Raw genomic sequence first — 23725 nt, 5'->3', positions numbered from 1 at the left:
ACCAACATCTCTACCTTTAATCCCGACGATCGTCTTTATGTTCAATACGATCGCGATCGTCATCTTTACGCTGATACTCGCCGTCAAATGTTTCGCCACCGCCAGTACCTGCGCTAAACCCGCCGCCCGGCATCCGGGAAAAACGTAAATGCGGCAGCAACTTCAGCGTCAAATGTTTTTGCACCGGCGGTAACAAAAGGAGAAGGCCGAGAAAATCGGTGAAAAATCCCGGCAACAGGAGCAGTAAGCCAGCGATGATCAGCGATACACTCTTAATCATTTCTGCCGCCGGGCTCTCACCGGCCGCCATTTTTTGTTGCATCAGCAAAAAGTTTTTAAAACCCTGGTTACGTACCAGCGACATACCGATAACAGACGTAAAAATCACCAGGATTAGCGTCATCAGGACACCAAGCACATGGGCGACCTGGATAAAGATAGAAATCTCAATGTAAACATAGAGAAAGACAGCTAAAAAGGGTATCCAGCGCAAAGGACTCTCCTGTAAGTCATGGCCGTCTGCGACGACCATTTGAATGGGGTTGCGATTCGCATCGATTCGATATGGTGGTGCGTAGCAAAATTTCAAGTGGTTTGTACGCCTATTTTAGGTAGTAATACTAAAGCGGTGACCTATTTCACAAAATAATAAATAAGGGGTAAATTCCCACACTTTAAGTGATCCAGATTACGGTAGGAATTCTGAACCAGCATATGATCTCGTTTATCAGGCCGATGGAGGGGATAATCGTCGGTCAGAAAACATTCGAAATCACATATATCCTGTGTGTTTTAAAGTAAAAATCATTGGCAGCTTGAAAAAGAAGGTTCACATGTCAAACAACATTCGTATCGAAGAAGATCTGTTGGGTACCAGGGAAGTTCCAGCTGAAGCCTACTATGGTGTTCACACTCTGAGAGCGATTGAAAACTTCTACATTAGCAATAACAAAATCAGCGACATCCCTGAATTTGTGCGTGGCATGGTTATGGTAAAAAAAGCGGCGGCGCTGGCCAACAAAGAGCTGCAAACCATTCCTAAGAGTGTGGCGAACGCCATCATTGCCGCATGTGATGAAGTCCTTAACAACGGTAAGTGCATGGACCAGTTCCCGGTAGATGTCTACCAGGGCGGCGCGGGCACTTCCGTCAACATGAATACCAACGAAGTGCTGGCCAACATCGGGCTGGAACTGATGGGTCATCAGAAAGGTGAATATCAGTACCTGAACCCGAACGACCACGTGAATAAATGTCAATCCACTAACGACGCCTATCCGACAGGCTTCCGTGTAGCGGTTTACGCCTCTATTGTCAAACTGATCGATGCCATCAACCAGTTGCGTGAAGGTTTCGAACGTAAAGCGGTTGAATTCCAGGACATCCTGAAAATGGGTCGTACCCAGTTGCAGGACGCCGTACCGATGACGCTTGGTCAAGAATTCCGTGCGTTCAGCATCCTGCTGAAAGAAGAAGTGAAAAGCATCGAGCGTACTGCTGAGCTGCTGCTGGAAGTCAACCTTGGCGCAACGGCAATCGGCACCGGTCTGAACACGCCGAAAGAATATTCTCCGCTGGCGGTGAAAAAACTGGCTGAAGTCACTGGTTTCGCCTGTGTTCCGGCGGAAGATCTGATTGAGGCGACATCTGACTGTGGCGCGTATGTTATGGTTCACAGCGCGCTGAAACGTCTGGCAGTGAAGATGTCCAAAATCTGTAACGACCTGCGCTTGCTCTCTTCTGGTCCTCGTGCCGGCCTGAACGAGATCAACCTGCCGGAACTGCAGGCGGGCTCTTCCATCATGCCAGCCAAAGTGAACCCGGTAGTACCGGAAGTCGTAAACCAGGTATGCTTTAAAGTCATCGGTAACGACACCACCGTTACGATGGCGGCGGAAGCCGGTCAGTTGCAGTTGAACGTTATGGAGCCGGTTATCGGTCAGGCGATGTTCGAATCCATCCACATTCTGAGCAACGCGTGCTACAACCTGCTGGAAAAATGCGTTAACGGCATTACCGCGAATAAAGAAGTGTGCGAAGGGTACGTTTATAACTCCATCGGTATCGTCACTTACCTCAACCCGTTCATCGGCCACCACAACGGCGACATCGTCGGTAAAATCTGTGCTGAAACCGGTAAGAGCGTACGTGAAGTTGTGCTGGAGCGCGGCCTGTTAACGGAAGCCGAGCTGGACGATATTTTCTCCGTACAGAACTTGATGCACCCGGCTTATAAAGCTAAACGTTATACTGATGAAAGCGAACAGTAATCGTACAGGGTAGTACCAAAGAGGCACGTCACGATGACGTGCCTTTTTTCTTACAAGAAGTTACCAAATAACAACAATTTAATATCAACTTGTTAAACAACAAGGAAGGCTAATATGATAGTTGTCGAACTTATCATTGTTTTGCTGGCAATCTTTTTGGGTGCCAGACTTGGGGGCATCGGTATTGGATTCGCAGGTGGGCTGGGTGTTCTGGTACTTGCCGCCATCGGCGTGAAGCCAGGGACAATTCCATTCGATGTCATTTCCATCATCATGGCGGTTATCGCCGCGATCTCTGCTATGCAGGTCGCGGGCGGTCTGGATTATTTGGTAAACCAGACAGAAAAACTGCTGCGTAAGAACCCGAAATACATCACTATCCTCGCACCGATTGTGACCTATTTCCTGACTATTTTTGCTGGTACCGGGAACATTTCCCTGGCAACGCTGCCGGTTATTGCTGAAGTCGCGAAGGAGCAGGGAATCAAACCTTGCCGTCCGCTCTCGACCGCCGTGGTATCCGCGCAGATTGCGATTACCGCCTCGCCGATTTCTGCGGCCGTGGTGTATATGTCTTCTGTTATGGAAGGTCATGGCATTAGCTACATTCACCTGCTGTCCGTGGTTATCCCCTCTACGCTGCTGGCGGTGCTGGTGATGTCCTTCCTGGTCACGATGCTGTTCAACTCCAAACTGTCGGACGACCCGATTTACCGCAAGCGTCTGGAAGAAGGGCTGATTGAACTGCGTGGTGAAAAGCAGATTGAAATCAAACCAATGGCAAAAAATTCCGTCTGGCTGTTCCTGCTGGGCGTTATCTGCGTGGTTGTTTATGCGATTGTCAACAGTCCGAGCCTCGGCCTGGTTGAGAAACCGCTGATGAACACCACCAACGCTATTTTGATCATCATGTTGAGCGTCGCAACGCTGACCACCATCCTGTGTAAAGTGGAAACTGACGCCATCCTCAACTCCAGTACCTTTAAAGCAGGGATGAGCGCCTGTATCTGTATTCTGGGCGTGGCGTGGCTGGGCGATACCTTCGTATCCGCTAACATCGACTGGATCAAAGACACTGCGGGTAGCGTCATCCAGGGGCATCCGTGGCTGCTGGCCGTCATCTTCTTCTTTGCTTCCGCGCTGCTCTACTCTCAGGCGGCAACGGCGAAAGCGCTGATGCCGATGGCGCTGGCGCTGAACGTCTCTCCGCTGACGGCAGTCGCTTCCTTCGCCGCCGTTTCCGGCCTGTTCATTTTGCCGACCTACCCGACTCTGGTTGCGGCGGTACAGATGGATGACACCGGTACAACCCGTATCGGTAAATTCGTCTTTAACCACCCGTTCTTCATCCCAGGCACCCTGGGCGTCGTTCTGGCTGTCTGCTTCGGCTTCCTGCTGGGCAGCTTTATGCTGTAAGTGTTTCACCCGCGGGGCGTATCACGCCCCGCATTCTCCCGCCCTTTGACTAACATCCTGCCCTCGTCCGTTGTATAGTGACCGTTCACTTGCGGGTCTTTTTGTTCTTTCGAGGTGTTTATGCTTGATGTTAAGAGTCAGGATATTTCCATCCCCGAGGCCGTTGTGGTGCTTTGTACCGCCCCGGATGAAGCTACCGCCCAGGATCTGGCCGCCAAAGTGCTGGCGGAAAAACTGGCTGCCTGCGCCACCCTCCTCCCCGGCGCGACATCGCTGTACTACTGGGAAGGCAAACTGGAGCAGGAGTATGAAGTTCAAATGATCTTAAAAACCACCGTTTCACATCAGCAAGCGCTTATCGACTGCCTGAAGTCTCATCACCCGTATCAAACGCCTGAACTTCTGGTTTTACCTGTTACTCACGGAGATACTGATTACCTCTCATGGCTCAACGCATCTTTACGCTGATCCTGCTGCTGTGCAGCACATCCGCCTTCGCCGGATTATTCGACGCGCCGGGTCGCTCGCAGTTCGTCCCGGCAGACCGGGCGTTTGTTTTTGATTTTCAGCAAAATCAACACGATCTTACCCTCTCCTGGCAGGTAAAAGAGGGTTACTACCTTTACCGTAAACAAATCAGTATCACGCCGACGAAAGCGGATATCGCCGCAGTCCAACTCCCGGCAGGCGTCTGGCATGAAGATGAGTTCTACGGGAAAAGCGAAATCTACCGTAAGCGGCTAAACGTTCCGGTAACGGTTAACCAGGCGGCGGCTGGCGCGACATTAACGATAACGTACCAGGGGTGCGCCGATGCGGGATTCTGTTATCCGCCGGAAACGAAAACGGTGCCGCTAAGTGAAGTCGCCGCGGCAATAGACGCCACGCCGACGCCTGCTGTCACCCAGACGAGTGAGACGTCAAAACCCGCCGCCCAGCTACCTTTTTCCGCGCTCTGGGCGCTGCTGATCGGCATAGGCATCGCCTTTACGCCCTGCGTTTTACCCATGTATCCGCTGATTTCCGGTATTGTCCTGGGGGGAAGGCAACGTTTGTCGACGGGGCGCGCACTGCTGCTGGCCTTTATCTATGTACAAGGGATGGCGCTGACCTATACCGCACTGGGTCTGGTCGTCGCCGCGGCGGGATTACAGTTTCAGGCGGCGCTGCAGCACCCTTATGTGTTAATCGGCCTTGCCATCGTGTTCACCCTGCTTGCGTTGTCGATGTTTGGCCTGTTCACACTACAGCTCCCCTCCTCACTGCAAACCCGGCTGACATTAATGAGTAATCGTCAGCAAGGCGGCTCGCCCGGCGGTGTTTTTGTTATGGGGGCGATTGCCGGATTAATTTGCTCGCCCTGTACCACAGCGCCATTAAGCGCGATCCTGCTTTATATCGCTCAGAGCGGCAACATGTGGCTGGGCGGCGGTACGCTGTATTTGTATGCATTAGGTATGGGTCTGCCGCTAATGCTGGTCACCGTGTTTGGCAACCGTCTGCTACCGAAAAGCGGCCCGTGGATGGCGCATGTTAAAACCGCTTTTGGTTTCGTGATCCTCGCGTTACCGGTCTTTTTACTGGAGCGGATTATTGGCGAGGCTTGGGGTTTACGTCTGTGGTCGCTGCTGGGCGTCGCTTTCTTTGGTTGGGCCTTTATCACCAGCCTTCAGGCCAGACGAGCGTGGATGCGTATCGTACAGATTATCCTGCTGGCGGCAGCGCTCATTAGCGTGCGGCCTCTACAGGATTGGGCGTTCGGATCGCCATCCGCGCAAGCTCCAGCGCACCTCAATTTCACGGCTATTTCTACCGTGGACGAACTCAATCAGGCGCTGGCGCAGGCCAAAGGCAAGCCCGTTATGCTGGATTTCTACGCCGACTGGTGCGTGGCCTGTAAAGAGTTTGAAAAGTATACCTTCAGCGATCCGCGGGTCCAGCAGGCGCTCGGCGACACGGTGCTCTTGCAGGCTAACGTCACCGCTAATAATGCACAGGATGTCGCGCTGTTAAAGCATCTGCAAGTCCTCGGGCTGCCCACCATTCTGTTCTTTAATGCCCAAGGCCAGGAACAGCCGCAAGCGCGAGTCACCGGCTTTATGGACGCCGCCACCTTTAGCGCGCATTTGCACGATCGCCAACCGTGAGCGACACTTGCAAAAGCAAAGACGGAGGAGAATACCGTGCAACGTGAAGATATTCTGGGAGAAGCCCTGAAATTACTGGAGACGCAAGGGATAGCCGATACTACGCTGGAAATGGTGGCGGAGCGCGTAAATCGCCCACTCGACACATTACAGCGTTTCTGGCCAGATAAAGAAGCCATTTTATATGACGCGCTACGTTATCTGAGTCAGCAGGTAGATATCTGGCGACGCCAGCTTCTTCTTGATGAGACGCTTTCTGCTGAACAAAAGCTACTGGCACGCTACAGCGCGCTTTCGGAATGTGTCAGTAATAACCGTTATCCTGGTTGCTTGTTCATTGCCGCCTGTACGTTTTATCCCGACCCAACCCATCCTATTCACCAACTGGCCAATCAACAAAAACGCGCGGCACATGATTTTACCCATGAGCTACTGACCACGCTGGAAATTGACGATCCGGCGATGGTTGCAAGGCAGATGGAACTGGTGCTGGAAGGTTGTCTCAGCCGAATGCTGGTCAACCGCAGTCAGGCTGATGTAGATACCGCTCAGCGGTTGGCGGAAGATATTCTGCGTTTTGCACAGTGCCGTCAGGGTGGCGCGCTCACCTGACGGGTACTGATTTTATGCATTTTGCCTGAAAAGCAGGCAGTCAGCGCGCTTTTATCACTTTTTTCGTGTAAAGCCGTTGACGACCGCGCCCCTTTACGGTTTAATGCGCCCCGTTGCCCGGATAGCTCAGTCGGTAGAGCAGGGGATTGAAAATCCCCGTGTCCTTGGTTCGATTCCGAGTCCGGGCACCACTTTTCTGTTTTTATGCTTCTCAGGATGTCTCTATAAGTATTTAGATTCAGAGAGTTAGCGTAAAAAACTGTCTCGGTGCGTATCTGTTTATCTGTACGCATCCGACAAAATTTGGGGTCAGATTGCGGGTCATTCGGTTCGATAAACGGAGTGACCCATTATGTTAACTGATTCCCGCATCCGTACGGCAAAATCCCTTGATAAATCTTACAAGCTGACTGATACACACGGTCTGTACCTGATGGTTTCCACCACCGGTTCACGCTTATGGTATTTCCGCTACCGCTTTGCCGGTAAAGAGTCCCGCCTGGCGTTTGGCGCTTACCCTCAGGTTACACTGGCAGAAGCCCGCGAAAAACGCGATGCAGCAAGAAAACTGCTGGCATCCGATATCAGCCCTTCCCAGCTTCGCAAAACTGAAAAATCCCCCGTTGACGATTCCCGGACCTTTAAGTTCATCGCCACCGAATGGCACACGAATAACCTTGTTCGCTGGTCAGAAGGTCATGCGGACAAAATCCTGATTTGCCTTAGGCGCTATGTCTTTCCGGATGTTGGCACAATGGATATCACCAAAATTGAAACCCGGCATCTGGCCCAGCTTGTTAAAGCCATTGATGATAAAGGCGTACATGACGTTGCCGGACGGGTACGTCAGCATCTGACCAAAATCATGCGTCATGCCGTACAGCGCGGTCTTATCCGCTATAACCCGGCCTTCGACCTGGACGACGTTGTGACCCCGGTTGTGACCCGTCACCATCCCGCCCTGCCCCTGAAACGCCTGCCTGAGTTGCTGGAGAAAATCGACAGCTACAAAGGCCGGGAGCTGACACGGCTGGCGCTGGAGCTGAATCTGCATGTCTTCCTCCGCTCCAGCGAACTGCGTCTGGCCCGCTGGGATGAGTTCAACCTGAAAGCCCGCATCTGGACAGTGCCAGCACAACGCGAAGCGGTGAAAGGTGTGCGGTTCTCGGAGCGCGGTTCAAAGATGAAAGATGAGCACCTGGTGCCGCTGTCAGTGCAGGCGGTTGCCCTGCTGGAGCAGATTAAAAATATTTCGGGTGGAGCAGTCTTTGTTTTTCCGGGTGCCCATTCGCTGGATAAACCGATGAGTGAAAACACCATCAACAAGGCGCTGCGGGTGATTGGCTACGACACCAAAACCGAAGTCTGCGGTCACGGTTTTCGCACGATGGCCTGTAGTGCCCTGAACGAGTCTGCGCTGTGGTCAAAAGATGCCATCGAGCGGCAGATGAGCCATAAAGAACGCAACGGTGTGCGGGCAGCCTATGTGCATAAAGCCGAGCATCTGGAAGCCCGCATGGAAATGATGCAGTGGTGGTCGGATTATCTGGATGTCAGCCGCGAGGGGTATGTTGCGCCCTATATCTATGCCCGGCAATGCAGGCAGGCGTCATAATAACGGCGACGTCACTCACAGAAAATAAAGCTACCTGGTCTTGACGCGGGTGGCTTTTTAGAGACAGCATCAAGTCATCGCCATTGAAAGGCAGAACCTTAAATTATTACCGCGGTAATAATTTAAGGTTCTGCCGATGGATCGGTATCACTGAACTGCACCAGCCCCGGCCTTTTGGTTTTCGGCCTTTTCAGGGCAAGGTCTGTTACCCTTAAAACCCCTTACCCTTTCACCTTTTGGTCTTTTCCCTACCAGACAACAGAACAGAAGCCGCTGTGACAGCAATAGCTACCACCAATTATTCCTGCATCAGTCAAAAGGTAAATACCTCAAATTATTCCGGTAGAATATTTTCAGGCAATTACCTATCAATATCACTCAACACGCATCATTTTTTTCATCAGCGATGGATAGTAAAAACTACATCTAAAAATGAGGATCCCGATAATGGATAACTCATTTCCAGGAGTACAGATTTGATTGATTAAACCGATGAATAGTCCTGAATCAAGAGGAAATGGGGCAAAAAATTTCTACGTAGAAATTTTCTCGCCAGAAAACGATGGATACCGCATTATTAATAGTCATCCCCTTTTCACTCATAGACCTGCGCGACATAACGCCCACGCCCATCACCATGCCCCAGATCCATTGCCGTCTGTGCCAGCGCTTCTTTCTTACTGAATTCCTGCGCCAGATAATGACAAATCGCATCCTGTGCCCAAGCATAGCGCAGCGAATGCGGGGAGTATGCTCCGGTTAATCCAATTCGCGACGCCTGGCTGTGCCAGTATTTCATGGCCGTTTTCAGGTCGGGTTTATCGATACTTTCTGCCACAGCTATCCCATTAGCCCGAGCTTTTCTGCCTGCATCAGTATACAGGATCCGCATTCGCTAAATGTGGGCGGAAAAGATCGCTTCTGTTAGTCGAGGGGCAAAAACCATAAAGCCCCAGTGACAGCCATCTCTCAGACGATTGGGTCTCTCGCTGGCAAGTTTGTCGTCAACCAACGAAGGCACCTTATTGTGCTTGTTATAAGCTTTCACAGTCTTTGATCTTAAGATGCTTTTTCATTTAATTCACAACTAAAACCAATTTAATTAAGTTGATTTAGTTGCAATACAAAGATAGCATCACTGTGTAAACGCCAAGACATTGGCGTACACCCGAATCAGTCAACTGTCTGATGTTCAGGAGGGTTTATGAAAATCGCTATCGTAGTTGCTTCAAATGGACTGGTTGCAAAAGAGCTGCTGCATGTTGCTGAAGATACTGTGGGGCATGTGGGTAACATATCTGCAATAGATTTTCACAATGGCGAAAGCCTGGATGAACTTTTAGGGCGTTATAAAGCAGCTATCCTCAGACTCAATGCACAACATGGAATTCTGTTTCTAATCGCAGGGGAAAATAGTTGTCATCAATTTATTGCCAGTCAGTTTCTTCGTGAATACAACAACAGCCAGATTATCATCGGCGTTAATCTGACTATGTTAGTTTCATTAATGCTTTACGAAAATAATGAAACTGATATTCAGCTTCTGACACTCAAGGCTCAGCAGTACGGTAAAAATGCAATTCATGCTGTGAATGTAAAAACATATGAAGGAGATAACGAAATTTTTGATGATACAATATAGCTAACAACGTGTCATATAAAATTTCCCAATAGAGAGGGGCAGTCCTATGAGCAGTGACTTTTGTTAATATTATGCTCTCCAAAACTATTGGCATTTCCGGAAAGTTAAAAACAGAGGGTAGATTAACCACTACGGATATAATGAAAACCTTCATCCAGCATACTTTCATAGAGAAAATAATGGAAAACAATACTAATTTTAACCATTTTTTCCCTTTTCGTATTCCTGTCATTTCATTTTGAGGTGTTTATGAAGAAAATTGAATGTAAAGCAGTTTTATTCGATCTTGATGGTACGCTGGTTGATTCAGGCTCATGCATTGAGCGCTTATGGACGTACTGGGCAGAAAAAAATCATATCGATGTTAACTATGTTCTTTCGGTTATTCATGGCAGAACGGTAAGCGAAACACTGAAACTTATCTCACCGTATTTTTATAATCAGAAATGCATTGATGAAATTGAATTTCTGGCAATGGAGGCGTTGAGCCATGTCAGCCCCATTCCTGGCGTTATTGATGTACTGAAAAAAATACCGATGAATAAGGTTGCTATTGTGACGTCTGGTGTAAAAACCGTATCCATGCGTAGCCTTATGGGGGCAGGAATACCAGTACCGAATATAATGATCACCGCAGAGGATGTATCCCGTGGCAAACCGGATCCTGAGCCATACCTTAAGGCAGCCAGCCGATTAGGGGTTAATCCAGATAACTGCCTTGTTTTTGAGGATGCTGACTCGGGGATAAGATCAGCTATTGCAGCGGGAATGTCCGTTATTTCGATAGGAACAACAGGTCATTCGTTTTCTGATAATATTTCAACTCATCTTGATGACTATAAAAATATTAGCATTGCTATTAAAGATGATCTTATCACAATTTTCGTCCCTCATTAAAACAATAACATACTGAAAATACATTCAAACCCATCCTTTCAGGATGGGTTTGCTTTAACGGGAGCAGATATATATTCTCTTTCTGAAACAGTTAAATCTCGTTCAAAAATAACTCTATCCAGATCACTGAACGAACAGTAGCAATACAGCCCTTGCATAGAAATTTTGGACGTATCGGCCAGTAAAATAGATTCATCAGCATTCTCAAGAACGATTTCTTTCGCTTCAAGTTCTCTGTACGAACCCACAGTTGGCCCGTCCCGATGAAAACCATCACATCCCATAAATGCAATATCAATTTTACTCTGGCGTAAGGCTCGCAGCGTCCATGCACCAACATAGGAGTAACTCCTGGGGCGTAACTCTCCGCCTGTAACCAGAAGCTCATTTTTACTGTCTGACAGAGCATTAGCAGCCATCATAGAATTCGTGATGATAGTCAGCCCCTCAAACATATTAAGAACATTTGCCAATTGAAGCACAGTAGTTCCAGTATCAATAAAAATTGTCTTTTTACCCGTTATCAGGGAAGCGGCGTAATTTGCGATCTTTGATTTCGCGTCCGCATTTTTCGATATTTTATAAGGAAGTGGATTTTCAGTATAACTACTGGCAGGAAGAACAATTCCATGTCCCTTCTGGAGTATTTTTTTCTCGCTCAGATCTGCGACATCCTTACGGATCGTCTCTGTTGAAACATTAAACATTTTCGCAAGTTCACTTATTGTTGCCCGTCCATTAGCGAGCACAATATTAATAATTTTATTTCGACGTTCTATATCAACGGGCCTTGCCATATACTATTTCCCTTCAATTATTATATTTCTAATATATTAAAAAAGGCGTTGCTATGCATCACACAAGTGGTAATTTTCTCAACTTTTTACGTAACATCATATCTGCGCTATCTCCTTCAGATACGGGGTTCAGCGAGAAATACCATCCGGTAGTCTGAAGTTTTTGCCCAGAACAACACCCGTTTACCCTGAGCTGGCAGGATTTCCCCGGACGGGTTCATAAATCAGCATCTGCGCCAGTGTTCAGGTGAGACGCTGATAATTTGTGCCATGCCCAGAAGCAATCCCTGAAAGTAGCACTTTTTTATCATATTCCATCTTATAGCACTATTTCCTGGGCCAGACTGGCAAGCGCACGTTCCCCTGCCTCATCTACCGGCAAATAAACCAGCAGTCGGGCCCCATTGCGTGGCGCGGAATACCAGTACATTTGTTGCAGACTAAATTGCCCCAGCCGCGGATGGACAAACGTTTTCCGCCGGTTCTCAATCGTGCCAACGTCGTGGAGCTGGTGCCATAGCATCTCAAACTCCGGCGAAGCGGCAAAAAAGCGGGTAAGCAGAGCCTCCCAGCGTGACTCACCCCGATGCTCCACCATCCCGGCCCGGAAATACGCCACAAAATTCTGCAATACAATATCCTCTGTGCATACGTGGCGACCACGCCATGTCGTACTGGTCAGCCAGAGATAAATACAGTTACGATCCTCCGGGGCAAGCAAATCCAGATCCACGCCCACTAAATGGCAAAAGCTGCGGTTATAACCGACCAGGTCAAAATTTGGCATCTGCAGACAGGCTGGCTGCGGCATCAGTGCATCCAGCAGACAACGAGCCTCAGGGCTGACCGATTCACAGGCCTTTGCCTCCGCTGTCTCTTCCGGCACCAGCCCGGATAATAAAAAAAGATGACGGGTTTCGGCAGGCGAACACTGCAACACGTCAGCAATAGCATTGATGGTTCTGGCTGATGGCCTGATATCTCTGCCCTGCTCCAGCCATGTATACCAGGTGACACCAATGTCCGCCAGCATCGCCACTTCTTCTCGTCGCAACCCGGCCGTGCGTCGGCGTCCGGCCGGAGGCAGCCCCAGATGCTGCGGTTCAAGACTTTCACGGCGGTTACGCAGGAAAGCACCCAGCGCTTTACGGTTCTCTTCCTGCGTCTGAAATTGCGGCTCACTGTTTATCATAATGGCTTCACCTGGTAGCGCCAGTACCAGTATAAGCAAAAACTGGTACCCGGTTATTATTGCTCCGATACTACGACGGTTTCTCTCACCATACAACGGAGCAGAATGATGAAATCCCCCTCGTCACCCGGTCGGGCAGGACTCACGCTTTTACTTGCCGGTCAGTTGATGCCGTCCATCGATACCTCTATTACGAACGTCGCACTGGATTCAATAACCCGTTCACTGAACGCCAGCGTCACGCAACTTGAACTTATTGTGGCACTGTACAGTGTTGCGCTGGCCATCTTCCTGGCACCTAGCAGCCGGCTGGGCGACAACGCAGGTCGTCGTCGGTTGTTTCTTATCGGGGTGGCCATATTTGGCGGCGCATCACTGGCATGCGGACTGGCACAAACCGTTAACCAGTTGCTGATTGCCCGGGTCGTACAGGGAGCAGGCGCGGCACTGATTATTCCGCAAATCCTTGCCACAGTGCACATCACTCTGGAAGGTGCGGCGCATGTGCGCGCCATCAGCCTGGTTGGCGGCATTGGTGGCATCGCTTTTATCATCGGGCAGATGGGTGGCGGCTGGCTGGTGTCAGCCGATATCGCAGGCCTTGGCTGGCGCAACGCGTTTTTTATCAACATCCCCGTGTGCCTGATTGTGCTGCTATTCGGCCGCCGCTATATCCCGGAAACACGCAGTGATACACCCTCACGGATTGACTGGCAGGGCGCTGGATTACTGGCTCTGGCACTGGGTTGCCTGCTGTTTTCCATCTCGCTGGGGCCAGAGCTCCACTGGCCGTGGGTAATGCAACTAATGCTGCTGGCCGTCTTACCGCTGCTTTATGGCATGTACCGCAATGCCCTACGCCAGCAGCTTCAGGAAAGACAACCTCTGCTGCCACCGCGACTGCTGCAACTTCCGGGGGTGAGTTTCAGTATTCTGGCCGGACTGTTGTTTTTCAGCGCCTGGTCAGGATTCCTGTTTTGCATGGCGCTGATGATGCAAAGCGGCCTCGGTATGGTGCCACAGCAGGCTGGCGACAGCTTTATTGCCTCAGGCGTGGCCTATTTTATCGCCGCGCTGTATGTCCCCAGGCTCACAACCCGTTATCAACAACGGACAATCTTGCTGGCAGGGTTGAGTATTCAAATCACGGGTCTGCTCATACTTATCATTATGTTACATATTCTGGGCAGTCATACGGGAATGCTGGCCCTGTCGATTGCCACATCGACTATCTGCACCGGCCAGGCGTTTATCGTAAACAGCTTTTATCGTATCGGTATACGCAACATTCCGGCAGGTGACGCAGGCGCAGGGAGCGCCGTTCTCAGCACGATACTTCAGGCCAGTATGGGGATTGGGCCGGTATTGCCCGGCGGCGTATTCCTGTATTTTTTAGCAGGCAACCACGGTAACTATCCGCAGGCCATGACAGGCTTTTTAACAGTGGAAATTATCATGATGCTGACGCTTATGGTGGTAACACTATTTTCTCGCCGTACAGTCGTCGCGGTTCCTGGTTAAATACATCATTGGACTGACGGAATAAAACCATAGTAAGGGAAATTAAAATCTGAGAACGGAGGTCTGGGCAGTAAGTCCAATACTGAACAGGCCTCAATGTTAATCCGCAGGCTATGCTACAATTATTTTTATTATTCTCATGGAACTATCATGATGGTTTTCCGGGATATTTCAGATTTCTTTTATGAATAAACCTCCCGATTATCTTAATGTATTCGCCAGCATCACCCTTCAGGGTGATGCTGGCAGAAGGAAAATAATAGAAACTGGTTCCAGTATATAAAATACTCCACGACCCCGGCAGACACATAAAGGCCACCATCAGGAATACCATTCATGTGTAAAAACGGGATAAGTGAATAATAGTTGGAACTAAAATGGACAATATCGTATCGTCATCACCCAATAAACCTGTGAACACGCCGGGATAATAAACTGTACCAGGGTTAATCCCCTGACGCCGCGCCCGTTATGGCTCGATCTCCCGGCAATAAACCAGACGAACATATTGCCCACGCCCGTCACCATGCCCAAGATCCATTGCTGCCTGCGCCAGTGCTTCTTTCTCACTGAATCCCTGCGCCAGATAATGGCGAATCGCATCCCGTGCCCAGGCATAGCGCAGGGAATGCGGGGAATATGCGCCAGTTAACCCAATTCGCGACGCCTGACTGTGCCAGTATTTCATGGCGGTTTTCAGATCGGGCTTATCAATCAGTCTTCCGTTACGGCTTTCCGCCACCGCAATGGCATTACCCAGCGCCTTTCTGACAGCGTCAGTATCGAGGATCCGCGTTTCGCGGGGTCGTCCGCCTTTGGTGCCAAACACCACCGTAAGCCGGGGCTCTCCGCGTTCAATGGCCTGCCGCCAGGTTTTCAGCGACCGTACGCTTTGCACCGCTTCCTGTGAACGTAGTCCCATCAATCGCGACAGTTCCAGTGCTGCCGCCAGTCCGGCATCTTTCACCCTGGCAACCTCCAGCACCTGCCGGTAATACGCCACTGGAATAGCCCGGTGTGTTCCTGTACGGGGTGCGCCAGCCAGCCCCAGCGCCCGGTTGCTTATCCGTTCACTAACCGCCAGCTTATCGCGCCCAGCCTGCGCCAGCAGGCTGCGTATCGCCGCCATCTCATTTTGCAGTGAGCGCCGGGCAATCCCCTGCGCCAGCCTTTCCCGGATATAGTCTTCTATATGCCGGGCTTTAAGCTGCGCCACCTGGCGGATCTGGACATTCTGCACCACCACCAGACGTTCACAGAACCGCTGCGCCAGCGCCAGTCGGTCATGGACAGTTTTATTGCTGCCACCCGCCTGCCGCGCCAGCCGGCTCATCTCCTGCATCAGCATTCCCATAATCATCCCTCTTTTCATGATTGCCGCAAAATCCACATCCTTTACAACTTTCCCCGGCGCATAGGCCGATAGCCCTGATTGATTTGTCGGGCTGCGAACGATACCTGAGCGCCGGGGCGGTCGCTGTTGAGGTGTTGTGGGGTATCGGTTGTGCTCTCTGAGCAGCCGCCCGCTTTCGCGGGTCATCCCCCGGATCGTCCTGATCCCCCTCCGGCATCGGTTCATGGTCTCCTGTGGATTAAAATGGCTGAAAAGGCAGTGTCAGAATCCTGTTATGCGCTGGCGCAGTTGAGTTGACTGGTGCAGTGACGTGGATTTCGTGCGTCACTTTCCCGCTTTACGCGGTTAAAGTGACGCACCGGGCTGGCGCAGCGTTTAAGATTACGATTCTGGCGCAGGTTGACGGTCACGCAGCAGCAAAGCCTGTAGGGTAAAGAGCGCTGATTGTCAGCAGATACAGACTGGCCGGATTACTTCGGCGTGGAAGAATGTTCACCAGCAGGCTGGTGCAGTTAAAAGGATAAGTGTGAAACTTGACCTCTGTCGCAGTCACCTGCGAGCCGGCGTTTGCGGAGGTATTCACCGGTAGGGGCTGCCATCCTGAGTTCCTCAGGCGCTTCTTTCAGGCCCTGAAGCATTTTGTGCAGGAGGGATGTTACTCCGCTGGCAACAACGAAGAAAAGGGAAACTCTTTTTTGCCGGAAAAGGTTGTTTGTTGGTTTACTTATCATTCTGAAGATATAAAAACCCTACACCTGCGTTGAGCACGCCTGAACCGTAAATTATGCTCGCGGATCTGCCTCATCAGTTATGTTATCCATATGATGGGATATGCTCGCCAGCACACGCCTCAGCGCTCAGCTCCGTTGAACGGATGGCATATATTTGAAAAGGTCGTTCAGAAGATCAAGATCTTTTTCTATATCGGAAAGTTTGCCGATCTGATCATTATTGATCGGGAACCATTCGTCACACCAGCGGAAAAATTTGGGGGGATTACGGTGCTGTTGACGATTGCGGGCGGTAGTGTCGTCTGGCAGGACGAAAAACACCTGAAACGGTAAGTATGTGCCACTACATCTAAGGGGACACCAGCTCCCCCTTTAATACATGTGGCGAGCGTTGTTTAAGGTAAGCGTTTTCCCTAGGTTTAATTCTCTCCTTCACTCTGCCAGTGAAACTGAAACGCCGATCTTCTTGTATCCTGCATATTGATGACGTAGAAGTTGCGAGGAAAATACTCTGTTGATGTCTCACTGAAGGTGTTTAATCCGTACAATGCGATTTTTTTTCCTGTAATTTCCGTTGATTCTGGGATGGTACTGGAAGGTACACGAAAGACCTTAACAACCGAACTATCAGGTAGCAGGATCTTCAGCGTAAGAAGATGATCGTCACTTTCCACTTCAAGTAATTTCCCGCTGATATCGATTCCGCCATGCTGATGATCAGAAAGAGACGGTTGCATCTGCTTGCGTAGCTTTTCTGTCCAGGTCGGGCACGAGCAACGACAGGAACAATGGGAGCAGTACGTGCCAGGACAAGCCAGCTCATATACTGGAAGTGGGATATTCCGTGGCAAAAGTCGATTAATATTTTTGATAATCATAGTGACCCGTTCAATCAGGTCTGTATTCAGTGACCCTTCCCAACTATCATGGATCCCCGTCAGAACTAACCCAATGTTCATATCAGGTGCTCGCTCTTTTACCATTATGCCATAGGCCGCAATCTGTAACAGGTTGGCTTCTTTCGGCTGGTTTTGTTCGTCTGTTACCTTTCCGGTTTTCAAATCAACTACGTTTAACCGATCAGGTCGCTCCTGATATATGAGGTCGGCCCGCCCATGCATATCAAAATCACTACTGGTCAGCATAACCTCCCGGCCAACGGGTAATGTTTTTTCGTGTGCAGGCCCCCCTTTTACGAAAACAGGCGGCAGAAGCGATCTAACGTAGCGGATCTGGGTAACAAGCATTTGCCGCGATACCAGCCCGGCAACGCCGCGACGGTCATATATCCAGTTTGCTACCGGCCCGGCGCGTCGATTGGCTGTCAGCGCGATCGTAAAATCATTTTCCAGTTGCCTGAGGGTATAATTCCCAAAAGCAGCCTCCCTGTGTATCACTGAATTCACGCGTTGATGTATTACCTAGCCCAGAATCACTCCCGGATGCAGCGGTAAGCGTGCGTAAGAATGAGCTTCACTTTCCAGCAGGTATTTCGCCGGGCAAACGGCGAAACACCCCAACAGGGAAGGGAGCACCGGACGAGTACGCGATAGCGTCATTTCATTCATTGCATTATCACTCCTGAGATGAGGACGCCTGAGTCCGTAATTTCGCCATTTCAGTCCCCATGCGGCGGGACAAAGCAAAAGTATTCGTCGCGTCTACATCCACCTCATATGAAAATGCCTCAAGTTCGGGATTTGCAGCAAATGCAGCATCGGGATCCCAGAATGGATGTAGTACGGCAGCCCAGCGCCCAGCCCCTGTGCGAATCACGGGTATATTCCCCATCATTTCTGCAGCACTGTCGCTGTATAGCGAAGCGGCCTCTTCGGCTAATTGTAGGGCATTTTCCGGCCAGTCAGACACGCCCGGAGATGTAAAATCACCGTTCAGCCCGGCGTTATAGGTTGGATCCAGAAGAAGTTGGATAACATCCAGTCCCAGACGCCAGTCCAGCAATCCGTGATATGGCTGGTTTCCGTATCGATGCAGGCAGTGATAACACCCCTGAAAGCATCGTTCGCGATGATCGGGTTGCAGGAACTCAACCAGCGGGTAGGCCGTTTTATTATTTAAAATATTCTTCATGACCTCAAGGATGATGAGAGAACCGGATGCGCCCTTCTGCTGTAGCCGTTCACATAACCCTGAACCATTAACCAGACGATCGGCCATTTGCAGAACCGGTACCGACTTACCGTTTTTCAGCATTTGAACGCGGGGTTCCAGAATTTCGATTTCTTCAGGATCAATATCCAGTAGCTCTTTTGATGCATAGTTAACAATGATAAAAGACGCCGAGAGCGCAGCAGCTCTGAATGCCGGAGTTAGCGCGGAATACTGTAGCCGGAGCCCAGGCGGGATTTGGGCAACCATCAGCGCAAGTAGATCAGTCACTTTAGGCGCGGCAAGATAAAATGTGTTTCGGGTTTCTCCTCGATCGGTAAAGCGGTTTTTAACTAACAGGTCGGTCTCAATAATTTGACTATCCATCCAAACCCGGTTCGCCCAAAGCGGCTGGTAAGTCCCCTGCTTTCTGAAAGGGACCGATAGGCTCCCCTGTGTTGCGCTGAAACCACGCCATGTTTTATCGGTGTAAATTCCCCGATTCAGGCGGTGCAGGCATGTCTGTGGCTGGAGCTGTATCGCTACATTAACGTCAGGCTCTGGCATTGCAGAAAAAGTGTAGGCTTCTGCAATTGATACACGACTGGCCGTGGTCAGGATTTGATCAAAATCCTCTTTGGCCGATTTTGGTTCCAGCGTGGTGATAAATCCATAAGGGACATAGCATTGATAGCGTTCCGCCTTATCCATAACGGCACCGCAGATAGTACATTCGGTGGTCAGAGAGTTTGCCGGAGCCCAGATGTTGCACACCGGACAGGCGGTCATTGTTCTGAGTTCACCCGGTTCGGGGGCATTTGAATAAAATGATCGTGGATTTTTTCTGCTCTGTTTAAGCATTCCACTATAACCAGCAGTAAAATAACGTCTTTTATCCTGAACCAGAATTTTCCCGGGGGCAAATTCCTGTATCGCAATATCCAGATCGCGATCCATGCTGGCAAATTCGATTTCTTTTTCGCCTGTGCTGACGGGCCTTGTCAGCAAAAGGCGTGATCGGGTCGGCATGCCATACATTGGGAATTTACCGTGTTCCGCCAGCGCTTCTGCCAGTCCTTTCGCCTCCATTGCACTGTCGTTCAGTACGACGTTAATATCCTGAATCAGTTGTTCCGGTGTCAAAGGCTGAATAACTCTCTGGAACAAATGATGGTCTTGCTGCGTGCAAGTCCGGGCAAATTCATCGCGCGCCAGGATGGTTGCTTCGATGGCCTGCCGGATTTTTGGCAGCCAGTCCGTTTGGTTTTCTTTCAGCCAGTGCACCGGAAAAAACTCACCGTGGTTATCAGGGGCGTGCGCGTAGTCGTCAACCGGCCATTGGTGATCGGCTTTTTCCGTTTGCTGCCTTAACCATTTGAATGCCGACACCAGCCAGATTTTTCGTACCAGTCTCTGGCAGATCATTTCCAGCTTTGTGGTCAGAAACGGTGGCGGAGGGAGATCGCCGGTAATTTTTTCCGGATGGCGGAAGTAAAACAGATCGTGACTCTTGCTACGACACGCAGTTAATACGAATGAAAACGCTTGTCCACGTCGTCCGGCACGACCGACACGCTGTTGATAATTAAAGCGCTGTGGCGGCATGTTGGCCTGAAAGACCGCACGTAAATCACCAATATCTACACCCACTTCCATGGTTGTGGTTACGGAAAGCACATCTACCACGCGAGCTGCCCGGTCAAGATCTCGATCGGGCGCAAAATCTTTCATTCCTTCCGGCAAAATATCATCATCGTCGGCAATCAGAATACCTTTAAACCGGCGTAGCCTTGCCGCCGGGTTTTCGGTCATTCCAGTCAGCTCCTCTGAGCGCATCCGGTGAATACCAGAAGAATGTGAGAGACGTTTGCCGAGATAGTGTTGCATCTGGAGCGTTTTTGCCTCGCTGCCCGGCGTTTCTGGTAAAGGAGAGTAGCAGCGGGTACAGATTCCCGCGCCGATGTGCATGTGTATACGCCCACAACGGGAGCAGCGCCAGACGCGATCGGTAGGTTCCGCCAGGCGAAAGTGCATTTTACCAATATCAATAATACCGCCCTGATGACCCGCCAGCTCCAGTCGTCGGAGAAAACTATCAATTAAAGATAAAGGCTCGCCTCCTGAACGCTGGCATATCGCCTGCGTAAAGCGGTACAGGCGATTTCTACGATTGACATCGTGCGCTGAACTCCATGGGGTTTCTGGCTTTGTATATTGTGAAGGAGTAACCCGGTACGCGTCCGCCAACACACGAAACATTGCGTCATAAATCGCGAGATGTTCCCGTGAGTCGTTTCCGGTAATGGGAAGGCAGGGATAACCCCAACCGGACTCTTCCAGCGCGAAGTAGGTTTTACTGAATACGCTTTCCCCCACCAGCCGTTTCAGATCGCGTGAAATCTCCTGTCTTGCCACAAGCAGGTTGTCTTCATAGGATGGAAGCGCCTTCCAGCACCACTCCCCCTGCGCGTTCTTTTCAAAGAGTTGTTGCCATGCAAAGGTCAGCGTGCCTTCTCCATATTTTTCAGGATCGGGAACCGGGGCAATACCAGTACGATCGGAAGGGTGAATGCCTGCATCTACCTGCGCCCTTAACAGCAAGCCAAGCGGTTGGCCTGCATCCGGTGATTCAGGTTCGAGGATTCCACGCAGAGGTATGCTGTCAGTTTCAGGTTTTGATAATAACCCTCTGATTTTCTTCCGTTCATCAGCGAGTCGATCCATCTCATCCTCTTCCTCATCTGACCTTACGTTGAGGTTAATCAGTGTTTTGTTCCGTTCCTCTATCTCTGCCTGGCGTATTTTTAGTTGGTTATGGGACGGTTTATCAGCCGCAATGGACTGTAGCGAATGGACAACAATTTCTCGTCTGACGTCGTCATGATGACCCGATTCCAGATCGAGCGCCGCCCTGGCGGCATCCTGACGACTGTCTGAAAACGTTACCAGTTGCTCACGGTTACCCGATCGCTGTAGTTCCGCCATTAGCGAGCTGGCCAGTAGCTGTGTAGTTTTCGAAAAACCGACGCGAAAGCTACGGATTGGGGAGAGCTTACCTTTGCCGTATTTGTAGGATGTACCACATGCCGGACACTGAAAAGGTAGCGCCGTTCCCGGTGACTGGCTGGATGACTGGCCTCTTTCCGAGGAGGCAAATTCACCGGGTTTGACGTAATAGAACCAGCCCGCGATATGGTTTTCCGGTAGCGGTTTTAAGAGCGATACTGGGTGTTGAATAGTGGCGGTAAATGGATCGTAGCTGGCTTTTACCCAAGTACCAAAAGTATTGTCATTATCGCTGTTTAGCTCCTCATCTCCTTTCGGCCAGAAACGTTCGACGACGGGCATAAATAGCGCGTATTCTTCAGCAGATCGGCGTTCTACCATGACTGATTTTGCGTGTTCGGGCAGTTGTTCCGTATCCGGGTCGTTGGGTAAAAGTTCAATTCGACTTTCTGAACCGGAAAAGACCGAAGGTTTACCCCCCAAAAAGAGATTACCGCAACATTCACAATAGAGTAATTCGACACGCCGCGATTTTTTATCTTTGCCGTAACGTAAGCCGGACTCCACGGTAAGATCGCCAAAATATCTGTGATTAATTTCTTGCGCAGATGCAGCGCTAGGGACGGGCAATGGCGCGACATATAACCCCTCAAGAGCGCGCAAAAAAGCATGAGCGCGGAAACGTGGCGCACCGATATCATCAGGAAAGGCATGTGAAAACCATTGCGGCCAGTCTCCCTCAGTCGAACGTAACCAGATTAATGCCTGGAGCGCTTTGTCACTATGGGGTTGGGCGTTAAAAAGGCGTGAACTAAGCATTTTGATTGACGTAGCTCTCGGAGAATGATCGTCCGTATAGCAGCCACTTTCAAGCAGGTTGCCCGCCTGTAAAACGACACGTTGCGCTAGTTGTTCTGTAGAGGCTTCACTGGCTGTCATTCCCATGCTGCGGGCGACATTCTGCCAGTGTTGTAATGAGGTAAATGGTGCTTGCTGTAACTGAAGCACTGCGTGATAAAACGCCTCCAGCTCCCCCAGGAAAAGAGACATATTGCCCGGGGGAAGGGTGTCACCTTTAATAATACATTCTCTCCAGTCGCTGGAAGAGGCACCTGCGGGTAATCCCCGCTGACCGAACATCCCCCACAAATACTCGACGCTTTGATCACCTTCAGACCCTTCAACGGGTAAAGAGGCGCTGGAGGCCAGAATACGCAATTTGTGTCGGTGTTTCTCCTGATCCAGCCCCAGCCGGTTGATCAAATGTTTAAGTAAGTAGCTGACTTCGGTACCGGCGGTTCCTCGCTGTAGATGAAGTTCGTCAAGGATAAGATAAAAATAGGCATCAGGGTCACGCTCAATCCACTGTCGGGTTTGTTCAAAAATAGGATCGTCCACCTCACGAACCAGCATCGTTGAGAGCATGCTGGTGTTGGTGATCAGAATATCGGGCGGTGTCTTTTGCATTTCCCAGCGACTGAGAACCTCTCCGCCAGCGGTTCTGGGGAAATTAAACGATAATTCGTTATCCTTGTCCTGCTGCGCTTGTCGTACCGCCTCCTGATGGGTCTCTTCCATTAATTGCATATACTCACGCAGCTCAGTGATTTTTTTAGCCACGCGCTTTTTCTCATTTTTTTCTTCATTGAGTCGGGGATGTTTGAGCCAGCCAGTTACTTTAGTTGCGCTGGTATAACGGCCAAAAAAGATTCGGTTGCCACCAAAATGCGCATCCATGACATCATGAGCTTCCCTAGAATCCAGTGCCCGTCGCATACGTACCAGTTGATCTTCTACCAGGGCATTCATCGGGTAGAGGATCAGCGCGCGTACCGCTTTAGGACGTGCAGCGGCTTCATGCTCGCGCATGAAGCTAGGCTGTTTATCCGCTACCTTATGCCACCACGGTTGCCAGTGCTTCAACGCCGAGCTTTTCGGCCAACCAGTGGCTTCTTTTGCGATCTGCGCCAGAACCGGCAGCAAAAATGATTCTGTTTTACCGGAGCCAGTTCCGGAGGTGACGATGCCCGGCTTCCCTGGCTGTACCCCTCTTTTCAGCATGTCCAGTTGATGGGTATAAAGATTAAAACGTCCCTTAGTCGGATCTGTTTTATTGCAGGGCAGAAGTCCACCTAAACAGAGATCGATGAATGCATTCCTTTGCTGCGCATTAAACCCTGGCAACCATATCTGACCATGAGCATCATTTCGTAATTCACTGATAGTTAAGCCATAGTTATGATATCGGGGCATCGGTTCAAGAAATAGATCTGCGCATAATGTCCCTTGCTGTTCCAGTAACGCTCGCCGTCCAGACTGTATGTCTGATGAATCAATACGGAAGGCCGTTTCAAGATATGAAATATAAAAATCTCTTATTGATTCAAATGTTTCCAGTGGGTTATTCATTGTTATT

At 50.2% G+C, this 23725-nt stretch carries 17 protein-coding genes, 1 tRNA gene and 1 pseudogene; 11 read left to right on the top strand and 8 right to left on the bottom strand.

Features of this window, described 5'->3' with window-relative positions; translation table 11 throughout:
* Window positions 1-16: 16 nt before the first annotated feature.
* Entirely contained in the window at window positions 17-493 is a 477-nt protein-coding gene (locus ACLJR2_RS12500) for an FxsA family protein (RefSeq protein ID WP_001267291.1), read from the bottom strand.
* A 340-nt stretch (window positions 494-833) separates the two neighbouring features.
* Here ACLJR2_RS12500 and aspA point away from each other — a divergent pair, with 340 nt between their 5' ends.
* The 7 genes from aspA to ACLJR2_RS12465 all read left to right on the top strand — a co-directional run bounded on the left by aspA (window position 834) and on the right by ACLJR2_RS12465 (window position 8060).
* On the top strand, window positions 834-2270 hold the full coding sequence (aspA, locus tag ACLJR2_RS12495; RefSeq protein WP_000069440.1) for an aspartate ammonia-lyase: 1437 nt from the start codon (window positions 834-836) through the stop codon (window positions 2268-2270).
* 114 nt (window positions 2271-2384) lie between these two features.
* On the top strand, window positions 2385-3686 hold the full coding sequence (dcuA, locus tag ACLJR2_RS12490) for an anaerobic C4-dicarboxylate transporter DcuA (RefSeq protein WP_000637595.1): 1302 nt from the start codon (window positions 2385-2387) through the stop codon (window positions 3684-3686).
* Window positions 3687-3806: 120 nt separating this feature from the next.
* Window positions 3807-4154: a divalent cation tolerance protein CutA gene (gene cutA, locus ACLJR2_RS12485; protein WP_000887832.1), complete on the top strand. Its 348-nt coding sequence runs from the start codon at window positions 3807-3809 to the stop codon at window positions 4152-4154.
* Window positions 4130-5833, top strand: coding sequence for a protein-disulfide reductase DsbD (locus ACLJR2_RS12480; RefSeq protein ID WP_000068884.1), 1704 nt, complete (start codon window positions 4130-4132; stop codon window positions 5831-5833). Before cutA ends, ACLJR2_RS12480 begins: the two co-directional genes overlap by 25 nt.
* A 36-nt stretch (window positions 5834-5869) precedes the next feature.
* Window positions 5870-6445: a transcriptional regulator gene (locus ACLJR2_RS12475; protein WP_001188509.1), complete on the top strand. Its 576-nt coding sequence runs from the start codon at window positions 5870-5872 to the stop codon at window positions 6443-6445.
* 115 nt (window positions 6446-6560) lie between these two features.
* Window positions 6561-6636 (top strand) — tRNA-Phe (locus tag ACLJR2_RS12470).
* A 161-nt stretch (window positions 6637-6797) separates the two neighbouring features.
* Window positions 6798-8060: a tyrosine-type recombinase/integrase gene (locus ACLJR2_RS12465; protein ID WP_000954543.1), complete on the top strand. Its 1263-nt coding sequence runs from the start codon at window positions 6798-6800 to the stop codon at window positions 8058-8060.
* A gap of 595 nt (window positions 8061-8655) precedes the next feature.
* Here ACLJR2_RS12465 and ACLJR2_RS12460 read toward each other — a convergent pair.
* Window positions 8656-8946: pseudogene (locus ACLJR2_RS12460) on the bottom strand (integrase domain-containing protein); the annotation flags it as partial.
* Window positions 8947-9264: 318 nt separating this feature from the next.
* Here ACLJR2_RS12460 and ACLJR2_RS12455 point away from each other — a divergent pair.
* Complete coding sequence (locus ACLJR2_RS12455) at window positions 9265-9702, top strand: PTS sugar transporter subunit IIA (RefSeq protein WP_001534527.1); 438 nt, start codon at window positions 9265-9267, stop codon at window positions 9700-9702.
* Between the two features lie 249 nt (window positions 9703-9951).
* Window positions 9952-10599: an HAD-IA family hydrolase gene (locus ACLJR2_RS12450; RefSeq protein ID WP_000717815.1), complete on the top strand. Its 648-nt coding sequence runs from the start codon at window positions 9952-9954 to the stop codon at window positions 10597-10599.
* A 38-nt stretch (window positions 10600-10637) separates the two neighbouring features.
* On the opposite strand, the gene ACLJR2_RS12445 is transcribed toward ACLJR2_RS12450, so the two are convergent.
* Window positions 10638-11396: a DeoR/GlpR family DNA-binding transcription regulator gene (locus ACLJR2_RS12445; protein WP_000113733.1), complete on the bottom strand. Its 759-nt coding sequence runs from the start codon at window positions 11394-11396 to the stop codon at window positions 10638-10640.
* Between the two features lie 319 nt (window positions 11397-11715).
* The gene (locus ACLJR2_RS12440) at window positions 11716-12588 is read right to left on the bottom strand and encodes a helix-turn-helix transcriptional regulator (protein ID WP_000610756.1); all 873 of its coding nucleotides are present in this window, start codon (window positions 12586-12588) and stop codon (window positions 11716-11718) included.
* 105 nt (window positions 12589-12693) lie between these two features.
* On the opposite strand from ACLJR2_RS12440, the gene ACLJR2_RS12435 reads away from it, so the two are divergent.
* On the top strand, window positions 12694-14109 hold the full coding sequence (locus ACLJR2_RS12435; protein WP_001534558.1) for an MFS transporter: 1416 nt from the start codon (window positions 12694-12696) through the stop codon (window positions 14107-14109).
* A gap of 469 nt (window positions 14110-14578) precedes the next feature.
* Here the strand turns inward: ACLJR2_RS12435 and ACLJR2_RS12430 are convergent, their stop codons facing one another.
* The gene (locus ACLJR2_RS12430) at window positions 14579-15463 is read right to left on the bottom strand and encodes an integrase domain-containing protein (protein ID WP_024134193.1); all 885 of its coding nucleotides are present in this window, start codon (window positions 15461-15463) and stop codon (window positions 14579-14581) included.
* An 821-nt stretch (window positions 15464-16284) separates the two neighbouring features.
* Between ACLJR2_RS12430 and ACLJR2_RS12425 the strand changes: the two genes are divergently transcribed.
* Window positions 16285-16527, top strand: coding sequence for a hypothetical protein (locus tag ACLJR2_RS12425; RefSeq protein WP_000971973.1), 243 nt, complete (start codon window positions 16285-16287; stop codon window positions 16525-16527).
* Between the two features lie 86 nt (window positions 16528-16613).
* On the opposite strand, the gene ACLJR2_RS12420 is transcribed toward ACLJR2_RS12425, so the two are convergent.
* Genes ACLJR2_RS12420 through ACLJR2_RS12410 form a run of 3 tightly spaced genes read right to left on the bottom strand, consistent with a single transcriptional unit; the run spans window position 16614 to window position 23718 of the window.
* On the bottom strand, window positions 16614-17600 hold the full coding sequence (locus tag ACLJR2_RS12420; RefSeq protein WP_001089578.1) for a PD-(D/E)XK nuclease family protein: 987 nt from the start codon (window positions 17598-17600) through the stop codon (window positions 16614-16616).
* Between the two features lie 15 nt (window positions 17601-17615).
* Window positions 17616-17762, bottom strand: a complete 147-nt coding sequence (locus tag ACLJR2_RS12415) for a hypothetical protein (protein WP_001004640.1) — start codon at window positions 17760-17762, stop codon at window positions 17616-17618.
* Window positions 17763-17769: 7 nt separating this feature from the next.
* Window positions 17770-23718, bottom strand: coding sequence for a DEAD/DEAH box helicase (locus ACLJR2_RS12410; protein WP_001064275.1), 5949 nt, complete (start codon window positions 23716-23718; stop codon window positions 17770-17772).
* Window positions 23719-23725: the final 7 nt, after the last annotated feature.

The sequence above is a fragment of the Salmonella sp. SAL03688 genome, from assembly GCF_046551895.1.
In the GTDB taxonomy this organism is placed as follows: domain Bacteria; phylum Pseudomonadota; class Gammaproteobacteria; order Enterobacterales; family Enterobacteriaceae; genus Salmonella; species Salmonella enterica.
Note: the sequence above shows the minus strand (reverse complement) of the source record. Positions and strands in the feature narration are given on the sequence as shown.

Bases quoted from the DNA above. Each gene is read 5' to 3' on its own strand.
- aspA (WP_000069440.1), top strand. From the start codon at position 834: ATGTCAAACAACATTCGTATCGAAGAAGATCTGTTGGGTACCAGGGAA.
- dcuA (WP_000637595.1), top strand. From the start codon at position 2,385: ATGATAGTTGTCGAACTTATCATTGTTTTGCTGGCAATCTTTTTGGGT.
- cutA (WP_000887832.1), top strand. From the start codon at position 3,807: ATGCTTGATGTTAAGAGTCAGGATATTTCCATCCCCGAGGCCGTTGTG.
- ACLJR2_RS12480 (WP_000068884.1), top strand. From the start codon at position 4,130: ATGGCTCAACGCATCTTTACGCTGATCCTGCTGCTGTGCAGCACATCC.
- ACLJR2_RS12465 (WP_000954543.1), top strand. From the start codon at position 6,798: ATGTTAACTGATTCCCGCATCCGTACGGCAAAATCCCTTGATAAATCT.
- ACLJR2_RS12455 (WP_001534527.1), top strand. From the start codon at position 9,265: ATGAAAATCGCTATCGTAGTTGCTTCAAATGGACTGGTTGCAAAAGAG.
- ACLJR2_RS12450 (WP_000717815.1), top strand. From the start codon at position 9,952: ATGAAGAAAATTGAATGTAAAGCAGTTTTATTCGATCTTGATGGTACG.
- ACLJR2_RS12445 (WP_000113733.1), bottom strand. From the start codon at position 11,396: ATGGCAAGGCCCGTTGATATAGAACGTCGAAATAAAATTATTAATATT.
- ACLJR2_RS12440 (WP_000610756.1), bottom strand. From the start codon at position 12,588: ATGATAAACAGTGAGCCGCAATTTCAGACGCAGGAAGAGAACCGTAAA.
- ACLJR2_RS12435 (WP_001534558.1), top strand. From the start codon at position 12,694: ATGATGAAATCCCCCTCGTCACCCGGTCGGGCAGGACTCACGCTTTTA.
- ACLJR2_RS12430 (WP_024134193.1), bottom strand. From the start codon at position 15,463: ATGGGAATGCTGATGCAGGAGATGAGCCGGCTGGCGCGGCAGGCGGGT.
- ACLJR2_RS12425 (WP_000971973.1), top strand. From the start codon at position 16,285: ATGATGGGATATGCTCGCCAGCACACGCCTCAGCGCTCAGCTCCGTTG.
- ACLJR2_RS12415 (WP_001004640.1), bottom strand. From the start codon at position 17,762: ATGAATGAAATGACGCTATCGCGTACTCGTCCGGTGCTCCCTTCCCTG.
- ACLJR2_RS12410 (WP_001064275.1), bottom strand. From the start codon at position 23,718: ATGAATAACCCACTGGAAACATTTGAATCAATAAGAGATTTTTATATT.